Raw genomic sequence first — 24,141 nt, forward strand, 5'->3', positions numbered from 1 at the left:
GGCTGCGTCCCTGTCGCGGGCGGAGGCGGGCGGCCGGGCCGGCTCGCGGGCCAGGGCCGGGCCGGCAAGACAGAGCACCGCAGCGAACAGGGCGGCGACACGAAGCGACATTCCGGCAACCTCAGCATGAAAAATCCCCGCGCCTGCGCGCAGGGATCGGCAATCACAGCCGCAACGACGGGGAAAGGGCAAGGCCAGAAACGGCTTGCCCGCATCGGAGTTGCATCGGGATCCGCCGCTGCGACGCCGCGATCCGCCTGTTCACGCCGTGACGAATGCGGTCTACTCCGCGCGATCGGTAGGCCCGCCGGAACGGGCGGCGGGCCGGATCGCGGAGCAGGCCATGGCGCAGACGACAGCCGGTGTGATCGACGTGCACACCTGGAGCACGCCGAACGGCTGGAAGATTCCGATCATGCTGGAGGAATGCGGGCTGCCCTACCGGGTGGTGCCGGTGAACATCGGCAAGGGCGAACAGATGGCGCCCGACTTCCTGGCGATCTCGCCCAACAACAAGATTCCGGCGATCGTCGATCCCGACGGGCCCGGCGGTCAGCCGATCACGGTCTTCGAATCCGGGGCGATCCTGCAATATCTCGGGCGCAAGACCGGCTGCCTCTACCCCACCGACGAGCGCGTCCGCGTGGCGGTGGACGAGTGGCTGTTCTGGCAGGTCGGCGGCCTCGGGCCGATGCTCGGCCAGGCCCATCATTTCCGGATCTACGCCAAGGAGAAGATCCCCTACGCCGTGGAGCGCTACACCGAGGAGGCGAAGCGTCTCTACGGCGTGCTCGACCGCCGCCTCGACGGCCGCGACCACCTCGCCGGCGACTACTCCATCGCCGACATCGCGACGCTGACCTGGGCGAAATTTCACGAGAAGCAGGGCATCGACACCGCGGCCTACCCGAACGTCGGACGCTGGCTCGACACGGTACTCGCGCGGCCTGCCGTCCAGCGGGGGCTGGCCGCGATCTGACCGCGCTCGTCCACGCTGTTATCCCCAGGGCCGGGAGATCGCTAAACTGCGGGAGGTCCTCCGGACGCAGCGTTAAGACTCCGTCGATATCCTGCTTCGAGCCGTACCCGACCTGATGGCATCGGGCCGAGGTCGCGGGGTCGTTGATTCGATGCGCCGTCCGCCGCCGAACCGGCATCCGCGACGTGGACGGGCGCTCCAGCAGGAGGTGGTGCCATGAGGCCTGTCGCCGTCGTCGCAGTGTCTGTCCTGACGCTCGCAGCCAGCATCGCAGATGCGGAGGCCCGCGGCTTTCGGCTGCGCGGCTCCAGCTTCTCCGTTCCGCACCGTTCGGCGAGCGCGCGCGATACGGCGACCCGGCGCCTGCCCATCATTGCCGCCGTCGGAGCGATAGGCCCGTTCGATCCGAGCCGGTCCGATGCGCGCAACGTCACCCGCAGCGCGAGGGGGTCCGAGGCGGACGGGGCGGACGAGACCGCACCGATTCCGCCAATGCCGCCGGCCCCGGTGTCCCTCGCCGTGGAGAAGGTTTCCGAACCGTGGTGCCCGAGCGGCCGCATCGCCGGCACCGGCACCGGATTCTGCCTGATCAACTGACACCGATATGCGTCGATCCCGACCACGGATCGCCCGGACTAAAGACAACGAGGCGGCCCTGTCGGGCCGCCCGCCTCAGATCGTCGACATGAATCCGGCGAGCCGCATCAGGCCCTCCGGCCAGGGGCCGTGCCCGCTGGCAATGTTGATGTGCCCGGCCTCGCCCGCGTCGACCACGGACGCCCCCCACGCCGCCCCGAACTCTTCCGCGCGCTCGTAGCTGCAATGGGGGTCGGTCCGGCTCGCCACCAGGAGCGCGGGGAAGGGCAGGGGATCGCGCGGCACCGGCGCGAAGGAGCAGACGCTGGCCGGCAGGTTCTGGCAGGTCTCGATGTCGGGGAAGGCGACGAGCATCGCGCCGCGCACGACGCCGGCGGGAAAGCGCGTCGCCGCCTCGACCGCCGCGACGATCCGCGCGCGCCAATCCTCGGGATCAGGCTGGTGCCAATCCGCCTGCGCGACGACCCACCCCGTGCGAAGGCGCCCGGCCCAGCGCGCCTGCCAGTGCTCCTCCCCGGAGCCGGCATAGCCCGGCAGGATCAGGATATCGCAATCGCCCGTCTTCATGCCGCCTCCCTATCGCCTCGGGCGCAGGGCGATCAAGCGGCGGCGGCGATCCAGGCCGCCAGCGCGGTCGAGGCCCGGTTCTTCCCCTTGGCCTCGACCTCGAAGTCGGTCCAGGCGAGATGGCGGGCCACCAGGGCGTTGATGCCGGCGTTCCACATCAGGTCTGAATGCGCAGAAAGATCGCGGCCGGAATGGCCGGCGCGGGACAGGGCCGCGAAATCGGGCAGCACCGCCGGATCGTGGTCGGCGAGCACATCCTCGCGGGACACGCTGACATGGCTGACCGGGCGTACGCCGCGCCAGGATTCGCGGATGCGCGCGATACGGGGATCGTCCGGCTCGATGTAGTCGCCGCCGCTCTCGATCCAGTGATGATGCAGGTCGAGCACCACGGGCACGGCATCGGAGAGCCGCAGCACGGCGTCGAGGCCGTGACAGGTCTCGTCGTTCTCCACCGTGAGCAGGTTTCGCGCGGTCTCCGAGATCAGCGCGAGGCCGGCGCGGAATCCGTCGATGCCGGGCTCGCGGCCGCCGACATGGATGTTGATGTGGGCACCGTGCGGATGCCAGCCGCCGCCGTAGCCGAGCATCGCCATCGCCTCGGCGTGGTATTCGAGCTCGGCGATGCCGTTCTCCTGCGCCGACGGGCTGCGCGAGGCGATGAGGCAGAACTGGCCCGGATGCATGCTGAGCCGCACGCCGCCCGCCCGCGCCTGCTCCCCGAGCCGCCTGAGGCCGTCCGCGATCAGGCGGCGCAGCGCGGGCTCGGCGTAGAGGTCGCGGGCCACCGGGTGGGTGAAGCCCGGCAGCAGCGAGGAGACGATGCGCAGCAGCCGCTCGGCCGGCGGCCGCGCCGCGACCCAAGCGATCTGGCGTCCCAGGGCCACGAGGTTGTGGCGGGCGATCGTGTCGAGCTTCGCCCGCCGCGCGGCCGGCGCGAGACCCGCGAGGTGGGTCATGGTCGTGCTGGTGAGGTTCATGGCCTGCACGGCCTCGCGCTCGGCCTTGCGGGTCGGATAGCCGCCGGGCGGTTCGTCGGGGATGAAGGTGCAGCAGAAGCCGAGGCGGGGCGTGGGGGCTGTCATGGCCCGACAACGCGGGCAGCCCGGGTCAGGTCCGCAGCTTGAGGCGATAGCTGTACATGTCGCCGCGAAACAGGCCCTCGACGTATTCGATCATCACGCCGGCATCCGAGAAGCTGTGGCGCTTGATTAGGAGGCAGGGGCTCGGCTCGTCGAAATCGAAGATGCGGCACTCCTCGGCGGTAGGCATCGTCGCCTCGATGGTCTGTTCGCAGCGGACGAGCCGGGCGCCGGCCTCATCGGCCAGGAAGGCGTAGACCGAACCGGACAGGTCGCCGTGCTCGAGCGCCGGCACGGCCTTGAGATTGTACCAGGCGACCTCCCGCGACATAGCGATGTCGTCGCCGCAGCGGATGCGGGTCAGCTTGAGGATCGGGGCGGTGGAGGGCAGACCGAAGATCGAGGAGATCGAGCGGTCGTGCACGATCGCCCGCTCGGTGACGCGGGAAGAGGGCACCTTTCCGAGTTCGCGCATCTCCTCGGTGAAGCCCTTGAGGCGGTCCATGCCGGGATGGACCTGCTCGGGCCGGGAGCGGACCAGAAACCCCTTGCGCCCCTGCGAGGAGAGCAGGTTGCGCTGGCGCAGAGCCGCATAGGCGCGCTGGATCGTGACGCGGCTGACCCCGAGGTTCTCGGCGAGCTGGCGCTCGGCAGGCAGGACCGCGCCGGTGGGCAGCGCCCCGGACATGATCAGCGCGTGGATCTGCTCTTCCAGTTGCTGGTAGAGCGGCATGGCCGTGTCGTCCCGCAGCCGCAGGAGCGACATCAGCGAGGGACGATCGAGAGCGAAGGGAACGACCGTACCGGTCTTGTCCTGCCGGAACTCTCCGGCTGCCTTCCTGCTTGCCACCTGATGCTACCGGATCATCGTTCGTGCAGATCTTCGTCGTAGGCAGCTTCGTGGTCGCCTGCTCCGTCAAGGTAGCACGGCTTCCGCGCGCCGGTGAGTCCCTCGCCGCGGAAGCCTTCGTGTCGGAACCGGGCGGTAAGGGCTTCAACCTGGCGGTGGCGGCGCACCGCCTCGGTGCGCAGGTCGACGGCGTCTTCGCCATCGGTGACGACCCCTTCGCAGCGGTCGCCGTTTCGGCCTTCGAAGGGGTGGGTCTCGCCGCCGACATGCTCGTGCGGCGCAGCGGCTCGACCGGAGCCGGAATCGGCTTCGTCGATCGGGAGGGCGAGAACTGTCTCGCGGTCAGCCCCGGTGCGAACCGGCTGCTCGCGGCCGCCGACATCGATCCGGCCCGCATTGCTCGAGCCGGACTCGTCATGGCGACCTTCGAGTCGCCGGACGCGGCGATCGCCGAAGCCTTCGCCCAGGCCCGCGCACGCGGCACCCGCACGCTGCTCAACCCCTCGCCGGGCCGGCCGATCGATCCGCGTATCCTCGCGGACACGACGATCCTCGTCGTGAACCGCGTGGAGGCGGCCGATCTCGGGCTCGACGTGGCCGACCCCGGCACGGCCGAAGCCCTGCTCCGGGCCGGCCCAGCGGTCGTCGTGGTGACGCTCGGGGAGGAGGGCGCCGTGGCCTTCCAGCGCGACGGGCCGCCCGCCCGTCAGGCCGCCTTCCCGGTTGCGGCGGTCGACACGATCGGGGCCGGAGACGCCTTCTCGGCGGGCTTCGCGGTGGCGCTGCTGGAGGGGCGGCCGATCGCGGAGGCGCTGGCGCGGGCCGCGGCCTGCGGCGCGATCACAACCTGCCGGTTCGGCGCCTTCGAGGCCTTTCCGACGACGGCAGACCTCGATCGCTTCTGCGCGGCGGGCTGAGCCATGCCCGTCGTTGCGCCTGGGCCCTGGATCACTTCGCTGCGCTCGCGATGACAGGGAGGCGTCGGCGTGTGCACGTCATGCATCCGGATCGGTCTGCTTCGCAATCGATCCATCCGGAAGCCGTCTCAATCCTGCTCGTCGAGCGCGTCGACGGCATTGCCGGCAAGGTTCGCGCCGAGCAGGCGATCGGCCTCGCCGGCCACGGGCTTCGGCAGCGTCGGCAGCGCCGCGATCACGGCGGCGCGCTCACGCGCCAGCCGGACCGCCTCCTGCAGCGAGACGGCCTCGAACCGCACGGTCTCGCCGGGCCGGCGCTGGGCGACGCGGCGGAGATCGGCGGAGATTACGGTGGCGATCTTCGGATAGCCGCCGGTGGTCTGGCGATCGGCCAGGAGCACGATGGGCCGGCCGCTGCCGGGCACCTGGATCGAGCCCGCGACGGTGCCGTCCGAGACGATGTTGAAGCCGTCCCCTCCGTGTTCGATCTCGGGGCCGTCGAACTGGTAGCCCATCCGGTCGGCCCGGTTGGAGACTGTGAAGGCCGCGTTCAGCAGCGTATCGATACCGCCCTTCGTGAAGCGATCCTCCTGCGGTCCGAGGACGATGCGGATCGGCCGGTCGCGCTCCACCGGCACCGGATCGAGGCAGCGCTCGGCCTCGCCGGAGAGCGGCGGCGGACGCAGCGGGAGCCGGTCGCCCGCGCGCAACGGCCGCCCGTCGAGACCTCCCAATGCCGCACGGAAGTGCAACGAGACGCTGCCCATCACCCCTGCGACGGCGATGCCGCCGGCCAGCGCCAGCGTGGCGAAGACACCCTGGCACGGCCGGTCGATGGAGAGTTCCGAACCCTCGCGCAGCACGAGCGAGCGGTGATGGGCGACCGGCTCGCCGTCGCGCCGCATCGGACAGGGGGCACCGGCGAGCGCCAGCCGGACCGGGCCGCCCTCGATCCGGAACCGGCCGCCGCCGAGGCCGAACTCGATGGCAGGCGCATCCACGGGATTGCCGACGAGGGCATTTGCGGCGGCGTGAGCGAGGCGGTCCATCGGACCCGAGGCGGAGAGACCGTAGCGCAGGTAGCCGCGGCGACCGCCATCCTGAAGCGTGGTCGCGGCTCCGCAGGCGATGACGACGAGGGCGGCGTTCATGCGTCCAGCCGCTCGGCGACGAGTTCTCCTGCGGCGGCGGCCCTGTCGAGCGCGTCCCAGCGGCCGGGATCGACCGGTTCGAAGCAGACGCCGTCGCCGGGCTCGAGCAGAAAGATGGGGTCGCGGCCGGGCATGAAGCTGCGCACCGGAGTGCGGCCCAACAGATGCCAGCCGCTCGGCGCGGCGATGCTCGCCACCAGCGCCTGCGCGCCGCCGATGGAGATCGTGCCGGCGGGTGTCGTCGGGCGCGAGGCCGGGCGGCGGGAGAGGGCCAGAGCCGGGTCGAGCCCGCTGAGATAGGCGTAGCCGGGCAGAAAGCCGAGCATGGCAACGCGGTACTCGGGCTCTACATGGCGCGCGATCACGGCGTCCGGCGAGAGGCCGTGATGCTTGGCGACCGCGCCGAGATCGACGCCGAACTCGCCCCCGTAGACGACGGGAATGCGCCAGATCCGGCCCGCCCTCGGCGAGGGCAGGTCGGAGCATGCCAGCCTCAGGATCGCCTGGGCGAGCTCCGCCGGATCGGCCGCGACGGGATCGCAATGGACGGTGAGCGAGCGATAGGTCGGCACCGTCTCGACGACGCCCGGAAGCGCGGCCTCAGCGAGGCGGGCGTCGAGGGCGAGCACGGCAGCATTGAGACCGGCATCGATCGCGTCGCCGAACTCGATGGTGATGGCGGTATCGCCGCAGGTCAGGAGGCGCGGATGCCGACAGGTCATCGCGCCTCCCGTAACCCCGTCAGCCGCCGGGGGTAAAGCGATCCCGGCTCAGAGCCGGTGCGCCGTCCGCTCCGGCCCCGCGTAACCGTCCTCGTCCTGCGCGCCGGCACGGCGCACGGCGGTGTCGAGATTGTCCGGGTCGAGGGCCGCCTCGACGTATTCGCGGCCGCGATGGGTCATCTCACGGGCGTAGCGCAGGCCCTGGCCACGAACCTCGTCGGCCCAGGGGCCGAGATGCTCGTCCTCGGGCCGGGTGCGCGGCAGGAGCGCGCCGAGCAGCAGGCCGGCGGCAATGCCGACGACGCCGACGAGCAGCGGGTTGTCCGACACGAACGCCTCGGTGGCGCTGCGGCCGTCGCGCAGGCGGACGAAGCCGCGGTCGGCGAGATCCGCCGCTCGGCGACCATGCTCGTCGACGCGATCCGCCGCCCAGGAGCGGACGTCGTCATAGGCGTCGGCGGCCTGTCCACGCACCCGGTCCACGGTTTCCTCGACACGACCACGGGCCGAATGAGCCGCATCGGAGACGCGGTCCTGGATGTCGGAGGCGGAATTCGCGGCCTCGCGGGCGACGGTCTCCGCGGTCTCGCCGGCATGGTCGCGGGCATCGCGCGCCGACGACAGGGCCGCCTTGGCTTCACGCTCGGCCCGGTCGCCGATGTCGTGCAGCGAATGCGCGACGTCGTCCTGGCGCGGTAGTCCGGCCTTGGCCGCGATCTCGTCCGGCAGCGACCGGCCGCCGTCTGCGTGGTTTGGGTTGTCGCTCATCACGCCACTCCGAAGTTTCGATCGATGGTGTTCAATGCACCCGGGGCACGCCGCCGGGCTCCTTCGTGATCTTTCAGCGCCTCGGCGGCCGGATTCGTTCCGCGTCCGAGAAACCGCCCCGATTCGCCTGCCATCCCAAAGGAATTCGCGAAAAGCTTCAGGCCTTCGCGTCTTCCGTCAGGACGCGGGCCGGGCGCCCACCGGGCTGATCCGGATCGTAGGCCCGCTCCACGCCCGCCGTCGGAGCCGGCTCGACCGGCACTCTGGCGGAGGCTCGAACGGCAGGCGCGCGCGGACCTTGCGCGAGCTTCTTCATCAGCATGCCGACTCCGGCCGCGATCAGCAGCACCGGCAAGGGATTGCGCCGCACCACGGCGAGCGCGTCGTCGTAGACGCTGTTCAGTGGCGTCAGGCGCGCCGAGCCGAGCATCTCGTCCACCAGGTTCACCGGCGAGAGCCGGTCCTGGATACGATCGATGGTCTCGTCGAGCCGGGCGCGGCTCGCTTCGATGTCCTTCTCGAGATCCGACAGCGAACCGCTCATCCCGAAACCCTCTCGGACAGGGCGCGCGCGTCCTGACGGACCTGCCGCGTGGTGCGCGTGGGCGCGAGATTGGACAACGACATCGCCTTGGCGCCGACGACGGCGAGGATGATGGCGACGAGGAGCAGGACGCCGCCGACGATCAGCGCCGCCAGCCAGTCGGAATGCACCAGCGTCGCCACGAATTTCACGAAGGCGCCGATCAGGACGAGCAGTGAGACCACCGCGAATACCGCGGCCGCCACCATCATCGCGAGACCGATGAACAGCGTGCGGACGTTGCTCACCATCTCGGTGCGGAACAGCGCGATTTCCTTGCGCGCGAGTTCGCTGGTCTCGCGCAGGGCGTCGCCGATCAGGCCCTGGATGCTGCTGGGGGGAGGGCTCGACATCCTGGCGTCCTCAGACCCGCTCGCGATCGTAATCGCCGTCGATCTGGCGCTCGCCGGACGACTTGACGAAACGAGCGAGCAGGAAGCCGGCAGCGAAGGTCGCCACCGCCACCGCGACGGGCGAACGGCGGGCGAAGGCCTCGGCGTCCTGATAGAAATCATTGAACGAGCGCGTCTCGATCGAGCCGGCGAGATCGTCGAGCCCCTCGGCGGCGCTGTCGAAGAACGCCTTCACGTTCGGGCGGTCGTCGAAGGTGCGGCCGGAATCGCGTAAGGAATGAGCGAGGCCTGAGACCGATTTCGCGGCCTCGGCCTTGCGGCCCTCGGCGAGGTTGACGGCATGCGTGCGCGCCGCGGCGGCGAAGCCCCGGCCGCGCTCGACGGCGACGTCCACCGTGTCCTCAACGTCACGCTTGAGGTCGTGCAGGTCGCCGGGATCGCTCGCCTGACCGGGTGTCGGGGATGCGGTCATAGACGGTACTCCATGGAACGACACGGATAGGGAGAGTGCGTTGCGGTCCGCCGGCGAACCTGGCCGACCGTCAAGCGTCGGCTGAGTAACATCGGCGGGCTCAGCCGGTTCCGCTTTCTCTGCTCGGCGGCGGCAGGCAATTTCATCGTCGCCGCGATCGGCCCCGTCAGCACCCGTTCAGCTTCTTACAGCCAAGACAGCCGCGACCGTCGTCACAGGTGATCGTCATGGGTGCACGGGTATCCGTTGGCCATGGCGGAACCGAGGCTTCCGGGGTATGGTTGCACTGCCGAACGGGCATGGGGATCGGGGGACGCCGGATGCAGCGATCTTGAACCGCGAGGTTCGACCGTGCTCGTCCGTTTCACGACGGATCATGCGCCTCCCCCGTGCGTTTTCATCTCACATCGTCAATACGGCCTGGGCGCGATCTGCGCGACCGAGCCGTTGAGGACCGGAGTCCGGCTTCGTGTCACGTCTCGTCATCGTATCGAACCGCGTTGCGATCCCCGCGGAGGGCAAGGGCCTGGTCTCCGCGGGCGGCCTCGCCGTCGCCGTCAACGAAGCCTTCTCCGCTTATGAGGGGCTCTGGTTCGGCTGGAGCGGGGAGATCACGGAAAATCCCGATCCCGAGCCGAGGCTGATCGATCGTGGCCGGGTCCAATACGCCGTCCTCGACCTCTCGCCGCAAGACTACAAGGAATACTACGCCGGCTTCGCCAACCGGGCTCTCTGGCCGATCATGCATTATCGCGTGGGGCTCGGAAGCTATTCGCGCTCCGATTACGCGGGTTACCAGCGCGTCAACCGCCTCTTCGCCCGGGCGCTCGCCAAGCTGCTCGAGCCGGATGATCTGGTCTGGGTGCACGACTACCACCTGATCCCGCTGGCGAGCGAGCTACGCGGGCAGGGCGTCGACAACCCGATCGGCTATTTCCACCACATCCCCTGGCCCGGCGCCGACGTGTTCAACACGCTGCCCGCCAGCGGCGACCTGCTGCGCGCCATCGCCGATTACGACCTGATCGGCCTGCAGACCGACCCGGACGTGCAGAACCTGTCGCGCAACTTGATCGACGACATGCGTGCGATCCCGCTCGGCGGCGGCTCGCTGATGGTCGACGGGCGCCGCACCCGCATCCGCAGCTTTCCGATCGGCATCGACGTCACGGGCTTCAAGGAGGCCGCCGACAAGGCCGGCACCAACAAGGTCGTGCGCGAGACCATGGCGGGCCTGCGCACCCGCAAGCTGCTGATCGGTGTCGACCGGCTCGACTACTCGAAGGGCGTGCCCGAGCGCATGGAGGCGGTGGACTGCTTCTTCGCCTCGAACCCCGACCAGCGCGGCAACGTCGTCTACATCCAGATTACCCCGAAATCGCGCAGCGAGGTGCCGGAATACGAACAGCTCTCGCGCGAGGTGAACGAGAAGGTCGGCGACATCAACGGCATGCTCGGCGAGCCGGCCTGGACGCCGATCCAGTACGTCACCAAGGCCTATCCGCGTCCGGTTTTGGCCGGCCTCTACCGCGCCGCCCGCGTCGGCCTCGTCACGCCGATGCGCGACGGCATGAACCTGGTCGCCAAGGAATACGTCGTCGCGCAGAGCGCGGACGATCCCGGCGTGCTCGTGCTCTCGAAATTCGCCGGCGCCGCCCGGCAGATGTCCGAGGCGCTGCTCGTGAACCCTTACGACCGCTTCGAGATGGCCGAGGCGATCCGCGAAGCGCTCTATATGCCGCGCGAGGAGCGGCTGGCTCGCTGGAAGCCGATGAACGAGCGCATGAAGCGCGAGGACGTCGATTGGTGGGCCCGCAACTTCATGACGGAACTCGAAAACTTCCGCACCCTGGACCGCTCGCCGCCGGCCGCCGTCGCCGCGGCCGAGTAGACTGACCGTCTTTCGTTCGCGGGCGAAATCGGGCAAGCCTCGCGCTTGGTTTCGGGCGAAAGCGGACATTTAGGGTTGCGATGATCGTCATCGAAGAGGGCGTGCCTGCGCCGCTCGGCGCGCATTTCGATGGCCGGGGCGTCAACTTCGCTCTGTTTTCGCAGAACGCCACCGCCGTCGACCTCTGCCTGTTCGATCCGGGCGAGCGGCACGAGCGCCAGGTCGTCCGGTTGCCCTGCCGCACCGACGACGTCTTCCACGGCTACCTGCACGGCGTGCTGCCGGGGCAGCATTACGGCTACCGCGTCCACGGCCCCTGGGAGCCGGCGCACGGGCACCGCTTCAACCCGGCCAAGCTCGTCATCGACCCCTATGCCCGCGAGATCGCCGGCCGCATCCGCTGGAACGATTCCGTCTACGGCTATCGCCGCGGCATCCAGCGCGAGGACGTGATCGACCGCCGCGACAGCGCGCCGTCGATGCCGCGCGGAATCGTCACCCGTACGGACACGCCGGACTTCACCCCGACACAGAACCATCGCCCTCTCTCCGAGACGGTAATCTACGAGGCGCATGTCAAGGCGCTGACCATGACGCATCCGGCCCTGACCGAGGCCGAGCGCGGCACCTATCTCGGCCTCGCCCACCCGGCGATCATCGAGCACCTGCTCAAGCTCGGTGTCACCGCGCTGGAACTGCTGCCGATCCAGGCCTTCGCGGACGACCGCTTCCTGGTGGAGAAGGGCCTCGTCAACTTCTGGGGCTACCAGCCCTACAACTACTTTGCGCCCGAACCGCGCTATCTCGGCGAGGGCGGGACCGGGGGCCTGCGCTTCGCGATCCGCGAACTCGCGGCGGCGGGCATCGAGACGCTCCTCGACGTGGTCTACAACCACACCGCCGAGGGCGACCACACGGGGCCGACCCTGTCGTTCCGCGGCATCGACAATCTCAGCTACTACAAGCTCAAGCCCGAGAACCTGCGCGAGGACGTCGACTGCACCGGCTGCGGCAACACGCTCGACATCGCCAATCCGCGGGCGATGCAGATGGTGCTCGATAGCCTGCGGCACTGGGTGCAGTCCTACGGCATCGCCGGTTTCCGTTTCGATCTCGCCACCAGCCTCGGGCGCGCACCCTACGATTTCTCGCACCGGGCCGCCTTCTTCCAGGCGCTGCGGCAGGACCCGACGCTCGCCCGGGTCAAGCTCATCGCCGAGCCCTGGGACATCGGCCATGGCGGCTACCGGCTCGGCGGCTACCCCTATGGCTGGAGCGAGTGGAACGACCAGTTCCGCGATACCCTCCGCGGTTTCTGGCGCGGCGACCACGGCACCCTCGGCAAGCTGACGCAGGGTCTCTCGGGTTCGCGCGAGATCTTCTCGCCGTCGTGCCGTGCGCCGCAGGCGAGCATCAACTACGCCGCCTCCCACGACGGCTACACGCTGGCCGACGTCGTCGCCTTCGAGCAGAAGCACAACTACGCCAACGGCGAAGACAACCGCGACGGCCACGGGCACAACCTCTCCCGCAATTACGGCGTCGAGGGGCCGAGCGACGATCCCGCGATCCTGTCGCTCCGCGCCCGCCAGACCCGCAACATGCTGGCCACCGTCTTCCTGGCGCAGGGCGTGCCGATGCTGCTGATGGGCGACGAGCGCGGGCGCTCTCAGGCCGGCAACAACAACGCCTATTGCCAGGACAACGCGGTCGGCTGGATGGACTGGGCGCACGATCCCGACCCGGACCTCGCCGCCTTCGTCGGCAATCTGTCCGCGCTCCGCCGGCGCTGCCCGAGCTTACACCGCCGCCACTTCCTGGTCGGCGCCCGGGTCGACGGCACCGACCTGCGCGACGTGCACTGGCTCTCGCCGGACGGCACCGAGATGGATGGCGACGCCTGGAACGACGGCGGCCGGCAGAGCTTCGGCATGCAGATCGGCAACGACATCGAGGGTGCGCAGCGCGTGCTCGTGCTCATGAACGCCGCCGAGACCCCGTGCGATTTCCGCCTCGCCCCCACCATCGGCGGGCCGTGGCGGCGGGTGTTCGATACGGCGCTGGCAACCGGCACCGTCCCGCCGAACACCGTGCCGACCGTGGGGGAGGGCGGCACGGTCGCCCTCGCGGCGCGCAACATCCTCGTGCTCAAGGCGCCGCCGGCAGACTCCGCCGACGCGTGCGGCGGGACGGCCTGATCAGGCGGCCGGCGGCTCCGACGCGGGGGCGCGGCCACGCACCTCCTGCTCGTAGGCGATGAGCGCGCGTCCGAGCTTGAGCGCCTTGTAGCGCTCGCCCGTGCTGGTGGCCTCGTGGATCGCGGCGATGCGCGGCCCCATACTCGGGACCGCCTGCATCACGTCGTTGGCCAGCGCCATGAAGGCGGTCTCGGCCTCGAACGGATGGTCGACGAGGTACATCACCTGCAGCAGCACGTAGAGCTGCTTGCACGGCGTGTCGGCCTCGCTCTCGGGAATGATCTCGCTCTCCCTGAGAAAGCGGGTGTTGGTCTCCAGCACGAAGCTCGCGCGGCGCTCGCCGTTGCGGATCGCGGCGTTGCCGATGATCAGCCGCTCGTTCGGCTTGAGTTCGATCTTGAGTGGCATGTGCGGATCCGGAACGCTGAAGGGTTGAACAGAGGATGTAGGCTCAAGACTAAGCCATCCTTAACCATAGAAATGACCTTCGGGTATTGGCGCGAAATCCGATCGATCCAAGTAAGTTTTTGGAAGGTTGCGGCGGCGTTTAGTCGGGTCACTCCCAAAACGGGGGCATCTAACGATCAAAAGGATCGACCGACAATGGCCTACGACGTCACCCTCTCGTCCGCCACGCGTTCCAACCTGCTCTCGCTGCAGAACACCGCTGCGCTGACGGCGACCAACCAGAACCGCCTCTCGACGGGCAAGAAGGTCAACTCGGCCCTCGACAACCCGACCAACTTCTTCACCGCCTCGGCCCTGACCGATCGTTCGACCGCCCTCAACGGCCTGCTCGACGGCATCTCCAATGGCATCCAGACCATCCAGGCCGCCTCCAAGGGCATCGACTCCGTCACCTCGCTGGTCAAGCAGCTTCAGTCCACCGTGAAGCAGGCCCAGACCAACGCCGCCACCAACCTGCCGAAGATCACCTCCGACGTGTCGCTCGCCACCACCGCCGAATCGGCGCTGACCGGCAAGAGCCAGCGTGACACCGTGCTCGCCAAGGGCCTGTTCGGCACCGCCGGCACGGCCACCGCCTCGGCGAACGGCAATCTCGGCTTCACCGACGCGACCAGCGCGACCGTCAGCAATACGATCCGCATCAAGGCCGGCAGCACCACCTACGACGTGAAGCTCGGCACCAACGCGACCGTCAACGACCTCGTCAACGGCATCAACAAGTCGGGCGTCGCCACCGCCGACATCGACAGCTCCGGCAAGCTCGTCGTCACCGGGACCGGCTCCGACGCCGTTACCCTGACTGCGGGTAACGTCACCAACGCCGGTGTGTTCGCGGCCACCACGGCCCAGGACACGGCCCTGTTCGGTACCGCCGACACAACCGACGTTACCGGCGGCGGCACCTCCGCGGCGCGTTCGTCCCTGATCTCGCAGTTCAACGACGTGCGCGACCAGCTCGACCAGCTCGCCAAGGACTCGGGCTTCAACGGCACGAACCTGCTCGGCGGCGACAAGCTGTCGATCGTGTTCAACGAGAAGACCGGCGCCGCCCAGAACAAGCTCAGCGTCCAGGGCTCGACGATCTCTTCGACCAGCCTCGGCGTCGGCAAGCTCGTCGACAGCGCCACCGCGTCCACCAACGGCGACTTCAGCGTCCAGAACAACGCCGACCTCACCAAGGCCTCCGACGCGCTGACCAACGCGCTGACGTCGCTGAGCTCGCTCAGCTCCTCGCTCGGCTCGAACCTGGCCACCGTGCAGACCCGCCAGGACTTCACCAAGCAGATCTCGGACGTCCTCAACACGGGCGCCTCGAACCTGACCAGCGCCGACCTGAACGAAGAGGCCGCGAACTCCAACGCGCTCTCCACCCGCCAGTCGCTCGGCATCTCGGCCCTCTCCCTCGCCAACCAGGCGAACCAGGGCATCCTGCAGCTGCTGCGCTAAGCTTCAGCTTCGATCGAGACGAAACGGCCGGGGCATCGCCCCGGCCGTTTTCGTTTGCGGAGGCATCCAACTACATCAAGCAGCGAGATCGCTGTCCAGTCGGCGCGCACGGTAAATCGTTAACCTTCTTTCGGTAAAGCTTTCAACAGGTTCCGTCGACCCATGTCGACACTGGGTTCGCCGAGTGTGGCTGCTCCACGTCGTCGAACGAAGACTTTCGACCGTAAGCAGGAGTCGCTGCCATGTCGGCCTACGACGTCACCCTTTCCGCCGCCACGCGCTCGAACCTGCTCTCGCTGCAGGACACGGCCGCCCTCACGGCGACGAACCAGAACCGCCTCTCCACGGGCAAGAAGGTCAATTCGGCCCTCGACAACCCGACCAACTTCTTCACCGCCTCGGCCCTGACCGATCGTTCGACCGCCCTCAACGGCCTGCTCGACGGCATCTCCAACGGCATCCAGACGATCCAGGCCGCCTCCAAGGGCATCGATTCGATCACGGCTCTGGTGAAGCAGCTCCAGTCCACCGTGAAGCAGGCCCAGACCAACGCCGCCACCAACCTGCCGAAGATCACGCCCACCGTGGCACTCGCCACGACGGCGGAGGCGACGTTGACCGGCAAGAGCCAGCGCGACACCGTGCTCGCCAAGAGCCTCTTCGGCACCGCCGGCACGGCGACCGCCTCGACGAACGGCAATCTCGGCTTCACCGACGCAACGGCCGCAGGCCCTCCCGCCGTCAGCAACTCCTTCCGCATCAAGTCGGGCAGCACGACCTTCGACGTGAAGCTCAGCGCCAGCGCGACGATCAACGACCTCGTCAACGGCATCAACAAGTCGGGCGTCGCCATCGCCGACATCGACAGCTCGGGTAAGCTGATCGTCACGGGGACGGGTTCCGACCCGATCACGCTCGACAGCGGCACCGTCGACACCACCGGCGCCTTCGCTTCGGTGACGGGTCAGACCGCTGCGCTGCTCGGCGTCGCGGCGGGCAACGCGGCGATCACGAACGTCGTGGGTGGCGGCACCTCCGCAGCGCGCTCAGCCCTCATTGACCAGTTCAACGACGTCCGCACACAGCTCGACCAGCTCGCCAAGGATTCCGGCTTCAACGGCACCAACCTGCTCGGCGGCGACAAGCTGTCGATCGTGTTCAACGAGAAGACCGGCGCGGCTCAGAACCGTCTCGACGTGCAGGGCTCGGCGATTTCGTCGCTCAGCCTTGGCGTCGGCAAGTTCGTCGATAGCGCCACGGCGTCCACCAACGGCGACTTCAGCGTGCAGAACAACGCCGACCTCACCAAGGCCGCCGACTCCCTGACCAACGCGCTGACGAACCTGCGTTCGCTCGCCTCGACCCTCGGCTCGAACCTCGCGACGGTTCAGACCCGCCAGGACTTCACCAAGCAGATCGCGAACGTGCTCAATACCGGCGCTTCCAACCTGACCAGCGCCGACCTGAACGAGGAGGCCGCGAATTCCAATGCGCTCTCCACCCGCCAGTCGTTGGGCATCTCGGCCCTCTCGCTCGCCAACCAAGCGAACCAGGGCATCCTGAAGCTGCTGCAGTAAGGCATCATCCGCGAAATGATGCGCGGCGGCCGGGGCGCAAGCCTCGGCCGTTCGCGTTTCGGGCCTTGACCGGTCGGACCGCGTTGGGCCGCATCGCGGGCTCGCTCCGAGCCCCGATCTGCGCATAAGGGGAGGGCAGCACACACAACCAAGGAGCCCGGCGGCATGGCGGCGACGGTCACGGTGGTCGATCATCCCCTGGTCCAGCACAAGCTGACCCTGATGCGCGACCGCGACCGGTCGACGAAGGGGTTTCGCGAGCTTCTCAACGAGATCGGCATGCTGCTGGCCTACGAGGTCACCCGCGACCTGCCGCTCGAACCCGTCACCATCGAGACGCCGATCCAGGCCATGGAGGGCCGGCGGATCGCCGGCAAGAAGCTCGTGCTCGCGCCGATCCTGCGCGCGGGCGTCGGCTTCCTCGACGGGATGCTCTCGCTGATGCCGGCCGCCCGCGTCGCCCATGTCGGCATCTACCGCGATCCCGAGAGCCTCGCGGCGGTGGAGTACTACTTCAAGAGCCCGTCCGATCTCGCCGACCGCACCGTGCTGGTGCTCGACCCGATGCTCGCCACCGCGAATTCCGCAGTGGCCGCCATCGACCGGCTCAAGAGCCGCGGCGCCCGCGACCTGCGCTTCGTCTGCCTGCTCGCCGCGCCCGAGGGCCTCGCCCGGCTGCAGCAGACCCATCCCGAGGTGCCGGTCTGGACCGCGGCGATCGACAGCCATCTCAACGACCACGGTTACATCGTGCCGGGCCTCGGCGATGCGGGAGACCGCATGTACGGGACGCGCTGACGCCCGCGCCCCCTTGCCGCGGCGGACGCGGGCCGCAACTAGGGGGAAACGCTTTCGAGGAGTCCCCGATGCCCGTACCCGACACCATGCGCCAGATCCGCTTCGAGGGTTCGGGAGGACCCGAGGTCATCGCGGTGGAGACGGTGGCGGTGCCGAAGCCCGGGCCGGGTCAGGTGCTGATCGAGGTGGTCGCGGCCGGCGTGAACCGGCCGGACGTGATGCAGCGGCTGGGCCAATACCCGCCGCCGAAGGGCGCGACCGAGATCCCGGGCCTCGAAGTCGGCGGCCGGATCGCGGCGCTCGGCGAAGGCGTCTCGGGGCTGTCGGAGGGCGACGAGGTCTGCGCGCTGGTGATCAGCGGCGGCTATGCCGAGTTCGTGGTCGCCGAAGCCGGGCAGGTTCTGCCGAAGCCCGCGCCGCTCTCACTGATCGAGGCGGCGGCGCTGCCGGAGACGGTGTTCACGGTCTACTCGACGGTGATCCAGCGCGGGCGCCTGCAAAAGGGCGAGCGCTTCCTGGTGCATGGCGGATCGAGCGGCATCGGCTCCACCGCGATCCAGATCGCCAAGGCGCACGGCGCCACGGTCTACGCCACCGCCGGCTCGGCCGAGAAATGCCGGTTCTGCGAAGAGCTCGGCGCGGACGCGGCCATCGACTACCGCGAGGCCGACTTCGCCGAGGAGATCAAGCGGCTGACCGATGGAAAGGGCGTCGACGTGATCCTCGACATGGTCGGCGCGGCCTATCTCGCCAAGAACATCGCATCGCTCGCCGTCGAAGGCCGCCTCGTCCAGATCGCCTTCATGAAGGGCTACAAGGCCGAGAGCGTGAACCTGACGCCGATCATGCTGAAGCGCCTGACCATCACCGGCGCGACGCTGCGCGCCCAGCCGAAGGAGAACAAGGCGGCGATCGCGGACGAGCTGCGCGCCGAGATCTGGCCGCTGGTGGAAGCGGGCACGATCAAGCCGATCATCCATGAGACGTTTCCGCTCGAGGAGGCGGCCAAGGCCCATGCGCTGATGGAGTCGAGCGCGCATCTCGGCAAGATCATGCTGGTGACCGGTCGCTGAGCCCGGCAGGCCGCCCGATCCGGGCTTATTGCCACGTGCCGGGATGCGGAACACTCGGCACGACGCGACGTTGGCCGGCCGTCACGGTCGTGTGACGACGCTTGAGTTGGGGAATCGATGGCAAAGATCGAGACGGGAACGCAGTCGCGCCAGGGCGAGAAGGGAAAGCCGGTTCTCTACGTACTGGTCGCAGCGGTCATTCTGGCGGTGGTCGCCGGGGCGGGCGTGCTGACGTGGCAGGGATCGGTCTCGCCAAGCGACCACGCGAGCCAGAGCACCGAGGCGGCCCGTGCGACCGCAACCAACCCGACGACGGCACCGGCCGGGCAGAAGCCGAACTGATATCGGGCTTCGCCGCATGCGCCGGCCCTCGGGGCCGGCGACATCGCATCAGCGGGTCGGAACCGGCGTCTCGCCGCGATAATCGTAGAAGCCGCGCTTGGTCTTGCGGCCGAGCCAACCGGCCTCGACATACTTCACCAGTAGCGGGCAGGGACGGTACTTCGAATCGGCCAGCCCCTCATAAAGAACCTGCATCACCGAGAGGCAGGTATCGAGACCGATGAAGTCGGCGAGCTGGAGCGGCCCCATCGGATGGTTCGCGCCGAGCTTCATTGCCGTGTCGATGGATTCCACCGAGCCGACGCCCTCGTAGAGCGTGTAGATTGCCTCGTTGATCATCGGCAGCAGGATGCGGTTGACGATGAAGGCCGGAAAATCCTCCGACATCGTCGAGATCTTGCCGAGCTTGGCGATGAAGCGTTTGGCCGATTCGTAGGTCGGGTCTTCCGTGGCGATGCCGCGGATCAGCTCGACGAGCTGCATCAGCGGCACCGGGTTCATGAAGTGGATGCCGATGAAGCGCTCGGGGCGGTCGGTCGAGGCAGCAAGCCGCGTGATCGAGATCGAGGACGTGTTGGTGGCGACCAGCGCATCGGGCCGCAGGGACGGACACAAAGCCTGGAAGATCTGGCGCTTGGTGCCCTCGTCCTCGGTGGCCGCCTCGATGACAAGGTCGCACGCCTCCAGGTCGCCGTAACTGCGCGCCGCGCCGATGCGGTCGAGGGCGCTGCGGCGCTGGTCCTCGCTGAGGGTGCCCTTCTGGACCTGCCGGGTCAGGTTGCCGTCGATCAGCGAAAGGCCTGCCGCGATGCGGTCCGGGTCGCGGTCGTTCAGCCGCACGTCGAGGCCGGCGGCCGCGCAGACATGGGCGATGCCGTTGCCCATCTGTCCGGCGCCGATGATGCCGACCGTCCTGATATCGAGGGCCATTGCCGTTCCCGAATCCTCAGATACTGCGGCGTCGCCGCGTGATCATCGATCACCATGCGGCAGCGCAACAATCACGTCAAACGCGCGTCGTAGAGCATTCCGCCACGCGTGGGAGCCCCACGAAGGTCCAGTGGTAGACGATTTTCTCCGGCCCGCATGACGGGCCGGAGCGATGACGAATTCAGCCCTTGGCCTTGGCGACCTCGGCCTGGAGTTCCGGCACGATCTGGAAGAGATCGCCGACGAGGCCGTAATCGGCGACCTGGAAGATCGGCGCGTCCTCGTCCTTGTTGATGGCGACGATGACCTTCGAGTCCTTCATGCCGGCGAGGTGCTGGATCGCGCCGGAGATGCCCACCGCCACGTAGAGGTCCGGCGCCACGACCTTGCCGGTCTGGCCGACCTGCCAATCGTTCGGGGCGTAGCCGGCATCCACCGCCGCGCGCGAGGCGCCGACGCCAGCGCCGAAGGCGTCGGCCAGGGGCTCGATGACTTCCTTGAACTTGTCGGAGGAGCCCAGCGCACGGCCGCCGGAGACGATGATCTTGGCGGAGGCCAGTTCGGGCCGGTCGGACTTGGCGATCTCCTCGCTCTTGTAGGCCGAGCCGCCGGCCTCCTGCGCAGCTTCGGAGACGGCCTCGACGGGAGCGGCCGCGCCGCCCTCTTCCGCCGCCTTGAACGAGGCACCGCGCACGGTGATGACCTTCTTGCCCGCAGGCGCCTGCACCGTCTGGATGGCGTTGCCGGCGTAGATCGGCCGCTCGAAGGTGTCGCGCGAGACCACCTTGATGATGTCGGAGACCTGGGCGACGTCGAGCAGCGCGGCGACGCGCGGCAGGATGTTCTTGCCGGTGGTGGTCGCGGACGAAACGATCGCGTCGTACGGACCACTGATCTTGGCGATGAGCGCGGCGATCGGCTCGGCCATGTCATGGTCGTAGACGGCATCCTCGGCGTTCAGCACCTTCTCGATGCCGTCGAGCCGGCCCGCGGCTTCGGCGGCGGCCTTGCTGGCGGTGCCGAGCACCAGGGCGTGGATGGGGGCGCCGAGGTCCTTGGCGGCGGTGAGCGCCTTGAGCGTGCCGTCCTTGATCTCGGAATTGGCGTGCTCGACGTAGAGGAGCGTGGTCATCGGTCAATTCTCATGGTCTGTGGATGGGCGCGCCGCTCGACCGGGAACCGGGAGCGGCGCGAAACGGCCAAATGAACTCAGAGGACGCCGGCTTCGTTCTTGAGCTTCGAGACGAGCTCGGACACGGACCCGACCTTGACGCCGGCCGAGCGGCCCGGGGGCTCGGAGGTCTTGATCACCTTGAGCCGCGGGGTGACGTCGACGCCGAGCTCCTCCGCCGACAGCGTGTCGAGGGGCTTCTTCTTCGCCTTCATGATGTTCGGCAGCGAGGCGTAGCGCGGCTCGTTGAGGCGCAGGTCGGTCGTGATGATCGCAGGCAACTTGAGGGTCACGGTCTGCAGGCCGCCGTCGACCTCGCGGGTGACGTCGATCGACTCGCCCTCGAAGGCGAGCTTGTAGGCGAAGGTGCCCTGCGGCCAGCCGAGCAGGGCGGCGAGCATCTGACCGGTCTGGTTGCAATCGTCGTCGATCGCCTGCTTGCCGAGGATGACGAGGTTGGGGCTCTCCTTCTCGACGACAGCCTTGAGGAGCTTGGCCACCGCCAGCGGCTCGCAGGTCACGTCGGTCTTCACCAGGATGGCGCGGTCGGCGCCCATGGCGAGCGCGGTGCGCAGCGTCTCCTGGGCCTTGTCCGGCCCGATCGAGACGGCGACCACCTCGGTGACCTTGCCGGCTTCCTTGAGCTTGATCGCCTCCTCGACGGCGATCTCGTCGAAAGGGTTCATCGACATCTTGACGTTGGCGAGTTCGACGCCGGAGCCGTCGGCCTTCACGCGGATCTTGACGTTGTAGTCGACAACCCGCTTGACGGGCACGAGAACCTTCATGGGTGCAGCTTCCTCCAGCACGTCGCGGCGGGCACGGAGCCCTCTGAGGCGGGCGAACCGCACCGTCGACGATGATCAACCATGGTTGAATTAGGGCGCGGACCGTAACGAGGCCATTTCGGCCTTGTCAACGCAGGCAACCCACCGAGAGGGGCCTGCCAGGGCTGCGATTTCGCCGGATCTGCAGGGCAGGCGTCACCGCATGGTGCCGATCATGTCCGCCGGAACGCCGGTGATGTCGTCGAGGACGAGCTGGTTCATGGCGCAGATGAAGGAGGACAGCCGGTAGCCGTCGTGGCGCGAGAGCGCGTTGTCGAAGGCCCGCACGTTCCAGAACGGATCGTTGGCGGCGGTGATCGGCGCGATACCGGTGAAGTGCAGCCCGTGCAGGAATTCCGCCGCCGGTCCACCCTGCCCGCGCACGCCGCGCTCGGCCGGCGCAAGGGTCTCGCTGTCCCAGAACGAACCGAACTGGCCGGCCTGCGCGGCCCGCGCCCGCGTGAGCCAGCGGTTTGTCGGCGGGCACGGGATCGGGGCGTCGGCGAGGGTGGCGTAGGGGTGGTGTTTCTCCGCCCCGGATGCGTGCAGCCCGAGCAGTTCGTGCGTGGTGCCGAACGGGGCAGCCGAGCGCTGCGCGTCGGCCAGCACGCCGGCGGCCGGGCGCGGCGGATCGAGATTGCCGATCGTGTGCGAATCCTCGCGGGACGAATCCTGGAACGGGAAGGTCGCCGCCAGCAGCGACAAGGCGCGGATCGGCAGCGTCTGGAGCCGTGAAAGCCAGTCCGCGGGTGGCGTCGGCGCGCAGCTCTCGCCCGCCGGGCGGCGATGTTCGAGGCGGGCGGCGACCCTGCCGAGCCAGCCGGCAGCGGGGCGATAGTCGAACTTGAAGGTCGGAAACAGGTCGTGCGTCGCCCAGTCGTAGTCGACGCCGGCATCGAACATCGTGTCCGTGCTGTCCAGCCGGTCGCGGATCCGTGCCCGCGCGGCCTTGTAGCCGTCGTCGACGTCGAGGCCGATCCAGGCGCAATCGCCCGCGCGCAGCCCTCCGGCCGGGAAGGCGAGGGCAGCCGTGACCGAGACCACCACCGGCCTCTGCGTCGCGGGGAAGAAGCCGGTGTCGCGCTGGACCTCGGCGAGCGGCGTGTTCGGGTCGGCATGCGTCGCGATGCGGCTCCAGACCTCGCGCTGGATCGCCGTCCACTTCGTCGCCTCGGAGGCCGGGTTGATCAGGAGCACGAGGTTGCCGAGGACCGGCGGCAGGGCCTGTCCCGGCTTGTGCCGGCGCACCGCCTTGACGAGGTCGTCCTTGAGCCCGGTGGCGAGCATGTTGCCGCCGAGGCTGTGGCCGGCGATCACCATGCGGTTGTGCGCGCGCGGATCATCCGGCTCGTGCCCCAGGGGCGGGGCCAGTACGCCTTCGAGGGTGCGCAGGGCCGAGATCGCGGCCGGGGCGATCGCCTCGCTCACCGGCTTCCGGTCGAACAGCGTCGCCCCGGCGGAGAGATTGCCGAGGAAGCCGCCGACGGTCTCGCCCAGACCGGCCTTCAGGCCCTTCTCGTCGACGCGGGCGCCGCGCCAGCCGATGTAGATCGCGGTGACCTTCGTCGCGCAGGCGCTCGGCTCGACCGGGCAGCGCTCCCTCAGGAAGCGCGCCGCATGGGCCGCGTAGAGCCGCAGGTCCGCGACGTTGCCGTCGCCGATGCGCGCGTCGTGGCGCCAGCCGTGAATGAAGACGATGACGTAGTGCGATCCGGTGGAGAGGTGCTGCTTCAGCGCATCGAGCTGGGTGACGACCGGCTGCGGCAGGGTTCCCTCCGGGCCGGGCGCCTTGGCTCCGTCGTGCATCCGGTCGCGCAGCATCGCGGAAGTCATCACCGCGTCGCCGCCGCGGGCGTTCTGCGAGACGAGCGCGTAGGGCTCGCCGGTCTCCTGGAATTCGAGGAAGCCGAGATGGTAGTCGAGCGGCTTGCCCTCGGGTTGCGTCGACGGCACGAGGTGGCGCTGAAGCGCGCAGCGCAGCCGCGTGCGCCAGGCCGGGTCCTCGGCGATGGCGGCGCGCTCGTCGTTGCTCGCATCCTCCCAGCCGCCGTCGTCGGGCTCGCTCACCGTACGCAGCCGCTCGCGCCCGAGATCGGCGAGGATCGGCCAGCCCGTGGCGAGCCCGTTGCGGCAGGCGGGCAGGGCCGGATCGAGGTTGCGGTAGGCCCTGGCGTTCGGCGTCGACAGCACGACGTAGTTGATGAACAGCACGCCGAGGCCAAGCAGCAGCGTGCCGACGAGCGCCGCGACCAGCAGGCGCACCAGCCGCGCATAGGCCCGCCAGATCCAGCGCAGGGCCGCCCCGAGGCGGGATCGCCGGTGACGCCCGGCCGTGGCTGATCCCATCTCCACGCGTCGGCACTCCCGGGTCGATGACGG

At 68.8% G+C, this 24,141-nt stretch carries 24 protein-coding genes; 10 read left to right on the top strand and 14 right to left on the bottom strand.

Going from position 1 to position 24,141, the window contains the following annotated elements; genetic code table 11:
* Positions 1–343 precede the first annotated feature (343 nt).
* On the top strand, positions 344–979 hold the full coding sequence (locus tag FV217_RS14285; protein ID WP_147817847.1) for a glutathione S-transferase N-terminal domain-containing protein: 636 nt from the start codon (positions 344–346) through the stop codon (positions 977–979).
* Positions 980–1,195: 216 nt separating this feature from the next.
* Positions 1,196–1,576 (top strand): hypothetical protein, encoded by a 381-nt coding sequence (locus FV217_RS14290; protein ID WP_147817848.1) that lies wholly within the window; start codon positions 1,196–1,198, stop codon positions 1,574–1,576.
* A 75-nt stretch (positions 1,577–1,651) separates the two neighbouring features.
* On the opposite strand, the gene FV217_RS14295 is transcribed toward FV217_RS14290, so the two are convergent.
* From FV217_RS14295 to FV217_RS14305, 3 genes are read right to left on the bottom strand one after another with little or no spacing between them, the layout of a single operon-like run.
* Positions 1,652–2,143 (bottom strand): alpha/beta hydrolase, encoded by a 492-nt coding sequence (locus tag FV217_RS14295; protein ID WP_147817849.1) that lies wholly within the window; start codon positions 2,141–2,143, stop codon positions 1,652–1,654.
* A gap of 32 nt (positions 2,144–2,175) precedes the next feature.
* The gene (locus tag FV217_RS14300; protein ID WP_147817850.1) at positions 2,176–3,228 is read right to left on the bottom strand and encodes a UV damage endonuclease UvsE; all 1,053 of its coding nucleotides are present in this window, start codon (positions 3,226–3,228) and stop codon (positions 2,176–2,178) included.
* 25 nt (positions 3,229–3,253) lie between these two features.
* On the bottom strand, positions 3,254–3,958 hold the full coding sequence (locus FV217_RS14305; protein ID WP_147817874.1) for a GntR family transcriptional regulator: 705 nt from the start codon (positions 3,956–3,958) through the stop codon (positions 3,254–3,256).
* 140 nt (positions 3,959–4,098) lie between these two features.
* On the opposite strand from FV217_RS14305, the gene FV217_RS14310 reads away from it, so the two are divergent.
* The gene (locus FV217_RS14310; RefSeq protein ID WP_147817851.1) at positions 4,099–4,992 is read left to right on the top strand and encodes a ribokinase; all 894 of its coding nucleotides are present in this window, start codon (positions 4,099–4,101) and stop codon (positions 4,990–4,992) included.
* A 128-nt stretch (positions 4,993–5,120) separates the two neighbouring features.
* On the opposite strand, the gene FV217_RS14315 is transcribed toward FV217_RS14310, so the two are convergent.
* The 6 genes from FV217_RS14315 to FV217_RS14340 all read right to left on the bottom strand — a co-directional run bounded on the left by FV217_RS14315 (position 5,121) and on the right by FV217_RS14340 (position 9,041).
* Entirely contained in the window at positions 5,121–6,143 is a 1,023-nt protein-coding gene (locus FV217_RS14315; protein ID WP_147817852.1) for a biotin-dependent carboxyltransferase family protein, read from the bottom strand.
* Positions 6,140–6,865, bottom strand: coding sequence for a 5-oxoprolinase subunit PxpB (pxpB, locus tag FV217_RS14320; protein ID WP_147817853.1), 726 nt, complete (start codon positions 6,863–6,865; stop codon positions 6,140–6,142). Before pxpB ends, FV217_RS14315 begins: the two co-directional genes overlap by 4 nt.
* A gap of 48 nt (positions 6,866–6,913) precedes the next feature.
* Positions 6,914–7,633, bottom strand: coding sequence for a hypothetical protein (locus tag FV217_RS14325; protein ID WP_147817854.1), 720 nt, complete (start codon positions 7,631–7,633; stop codon positions 6,914–6,916).
* 157 nt (positions 7,634–7,790) lie between these two features.
* On the bottom strand, positions 7,791–8,177 hold the full coding sequence (locus FV217_RS14330) for a DUF3618 domain-containing protein (RefSeq protein ID WP_147817855.1): 387 nt from the start codon (positions 8,175–8,177) through the stop codon (positions 7,791–7,793).
* On the bottom strand, positions 8,174–8,569 hold the full coding sequence (locus FV217_RS14335; protein WP_147817856.1) for a phage holin family protein: 396 nt from the start codon (positions 8,567–8,569) through the stop codon (positions 8,174–8,176). The genes FV217_RS14330 and FV217_RS14335 overlap by 4 nt, the downstream gene beginning before the upstream one ends.
* Before the next feature lie 10 nt (positions 8,570–8,579).
* Positions 8,580–9,041, bottom strand: coding sequence for a hypothetical protein (locus tag FV217_RS14340; protein ID WP_147817857.1), 462 nt, complete (start codon positions 9,039–9,041; stop codon positions 8,580–8,582).
* 469 nt (positions 9,042–9,510) lie between these two features.
* Here FV217_RS14340 and FV217_RS14345 point away from each other — a divergent pair, with 469 nt between their 5' ends.
* Complete coding sequence (locus FV217_RS14345; RefSeq protein WP_147817858.1) at positions 9,511–10,932, top strand: trehalose-6-phosphate synthase; 1,422 nt, start codon at positions 9,511–9,513, stop codon at positions 10,930–10,932.
* An 80-nt stretch (positions 10,933–11,012) separates the two neighbouring features.
* Complete coding sequence (gene glgX / locus FV217_RS14350) at positions 11,013–13,130, top strand: glycogen debranching protein GlgX (protein ID WP_147817859.1); 2,118 nt, start codon at positions 11,013–11,015, stop codon at positions 13,128–13,130.
* Here glgX and FV217_RS14355 read toward each other — a convergent pair whose 3' ends face one another.
* The gene (locus FV217_RS14355) at positions 13,131–13,538 is read right to left on the bottom strand and encodes a flagellar biosynthesis repressor FlbT (RefSeq protein WP_147817860.1); all 408 of its coding nucleotides are present in this window, start codon (positions 13,536–13,538) and stop codon (positions 13,131–13,133) included.
* A gap of 195 nt (positions 13,539–13,733) precedes the next feature.
* On the opposite strand from FV217_RS14355, the gene FV217_RS14360 reads away from it, so the two are divergent.
* The 5 genes from FV217_RS14360 (at position 13,734) to FV217_RS14380 (ending at position 18,834) form a co-directional block, all read left to right on the top strand.
* Positions 13,734–15,044 carry a flagellin gene (locus FV217_RS14360; RefSeq protein WP_147817861.1) on the top strand — a complete coding sequence of 437 codons (1,311 nt, stop codon included), beginning with the start codon at positions 13,734–13,736 and terminating at the stop codon, positions 15,042–15,044.
* Positions 15,045–15,286: 242 nt separating this feature from the next.
* Positions 15,287–16,621: a flagellin gene (locus FV217_RS14365; RefSeq protein ID WP_147817862.1), complete on the top strand. Its 1,335-nt coding sequence runs from the start codon at positions 15,287–15,289 to the stop codon at positions 16,619–16,621.
* A 165-nt stretch (positions 16,622–16,786) separates the two neighbouring features.
* Entirely contained in the window at positions 16,787–17,419 is a 633-nt protein-coding gene (upp, locus tag FV217_RS14370; protein WP_147817863.1) for a uracil phosphoribosyltransferase, read from the top strand.
* 68 nt (positions 17,420–17,487) lie between these two features.
* Positions 17,488–18,492 carry an NAD(P)H-quinone oxidoreductase gene (locus FV217_RS14375; RefSeq protein ID WP_147817864.1) on the top strand — a complete coding sequence of 335 codons (1,005 nt, stop codon included), beginning with the start codon at positions 17,488–17,490 and terminating at the stop codon, positions 18,490–18,492.
* A 117-nt stretch (positions 18,493–18,609) separates the two neighbouring features.
* A complete protein-coding gene (locus FV217_RS14380; RefSeq protein WP_147817865.1) occupies positions 18,610–18,834 on the top strand; it encodes a hypothetical protein in 225 nt (74 codons plus the stop codon).
* A 48-nt stretch (positions 18,835–18,882) separates the two neighbouring features.
* Here FV217_RS14380 and FV217_RS14385 read toward each other — a convergent pair whose 3' ends face one another.
* From FV217_RS14385 to FV217_RS23455, 4 genes are all read right to left on the bottom strand, one after another.
* Complete coding sequence (locus tag FV217_RS14385) at positions 18,883–19,764, bottom strand: 3-hydroxybutyryl-CoA dehydrogenase (RefSeq protein WP_147817866.1); 882 nt, start codon at positions 19,762–19,764, stop codon at positions 18,883–18,885.
* A gap of 181 nt (positions 19,765–19,945) precedes the next feature.
* Complete coding sequence (locus tag FV217_RS14390) at positions 19,946–20,896, bottom strand: FAD-binding protein (protein WP_147817867.1); 951 nt, start codon at positions 20,894–20,896, stop codon at positions 19,946–19,948.
* Positions 20,897–20,973: 77 nt separating this feature from the next.
* The gene (locus tag FV217_RS14395) at positions 20,974–21,723 is read right to left on the bottom strand and encodes an electron transfer flavoprotein subunit beta/FixA family protein (RefSeq protein WP_147817868.1); all 750 of its coding nucleotides are present in this window, start codon (positions 21,721–21,723) and stop codon (positions 20,974–20,976) included.
* Between the two features lie 195 nt (positions 21,724–21,918).
* The gene (locus FV217_RS23455) at positions 21,919–24,108 is read right to left on the bottom strand and encodes a hypothetical protein (protein WP_238231537.1); all 2,190 of its coding nucleotides are present in this window, start codon (positions 24,106–24,108) and stop codon (positions 21,919–21,921) included.
* Positions 24,109–24,141 lie beyond the last annotated feature (33 nt).

The organism is Methylobacterium sp. WL9 (assembly GCF_008040035.1).
GTDB lineage: Bacteria > Pseudomonadota > Alphaproteobacteria > Rhizobiales > Beijerinckiaceae > Methylobacterium > Methylobacterium thuringiense.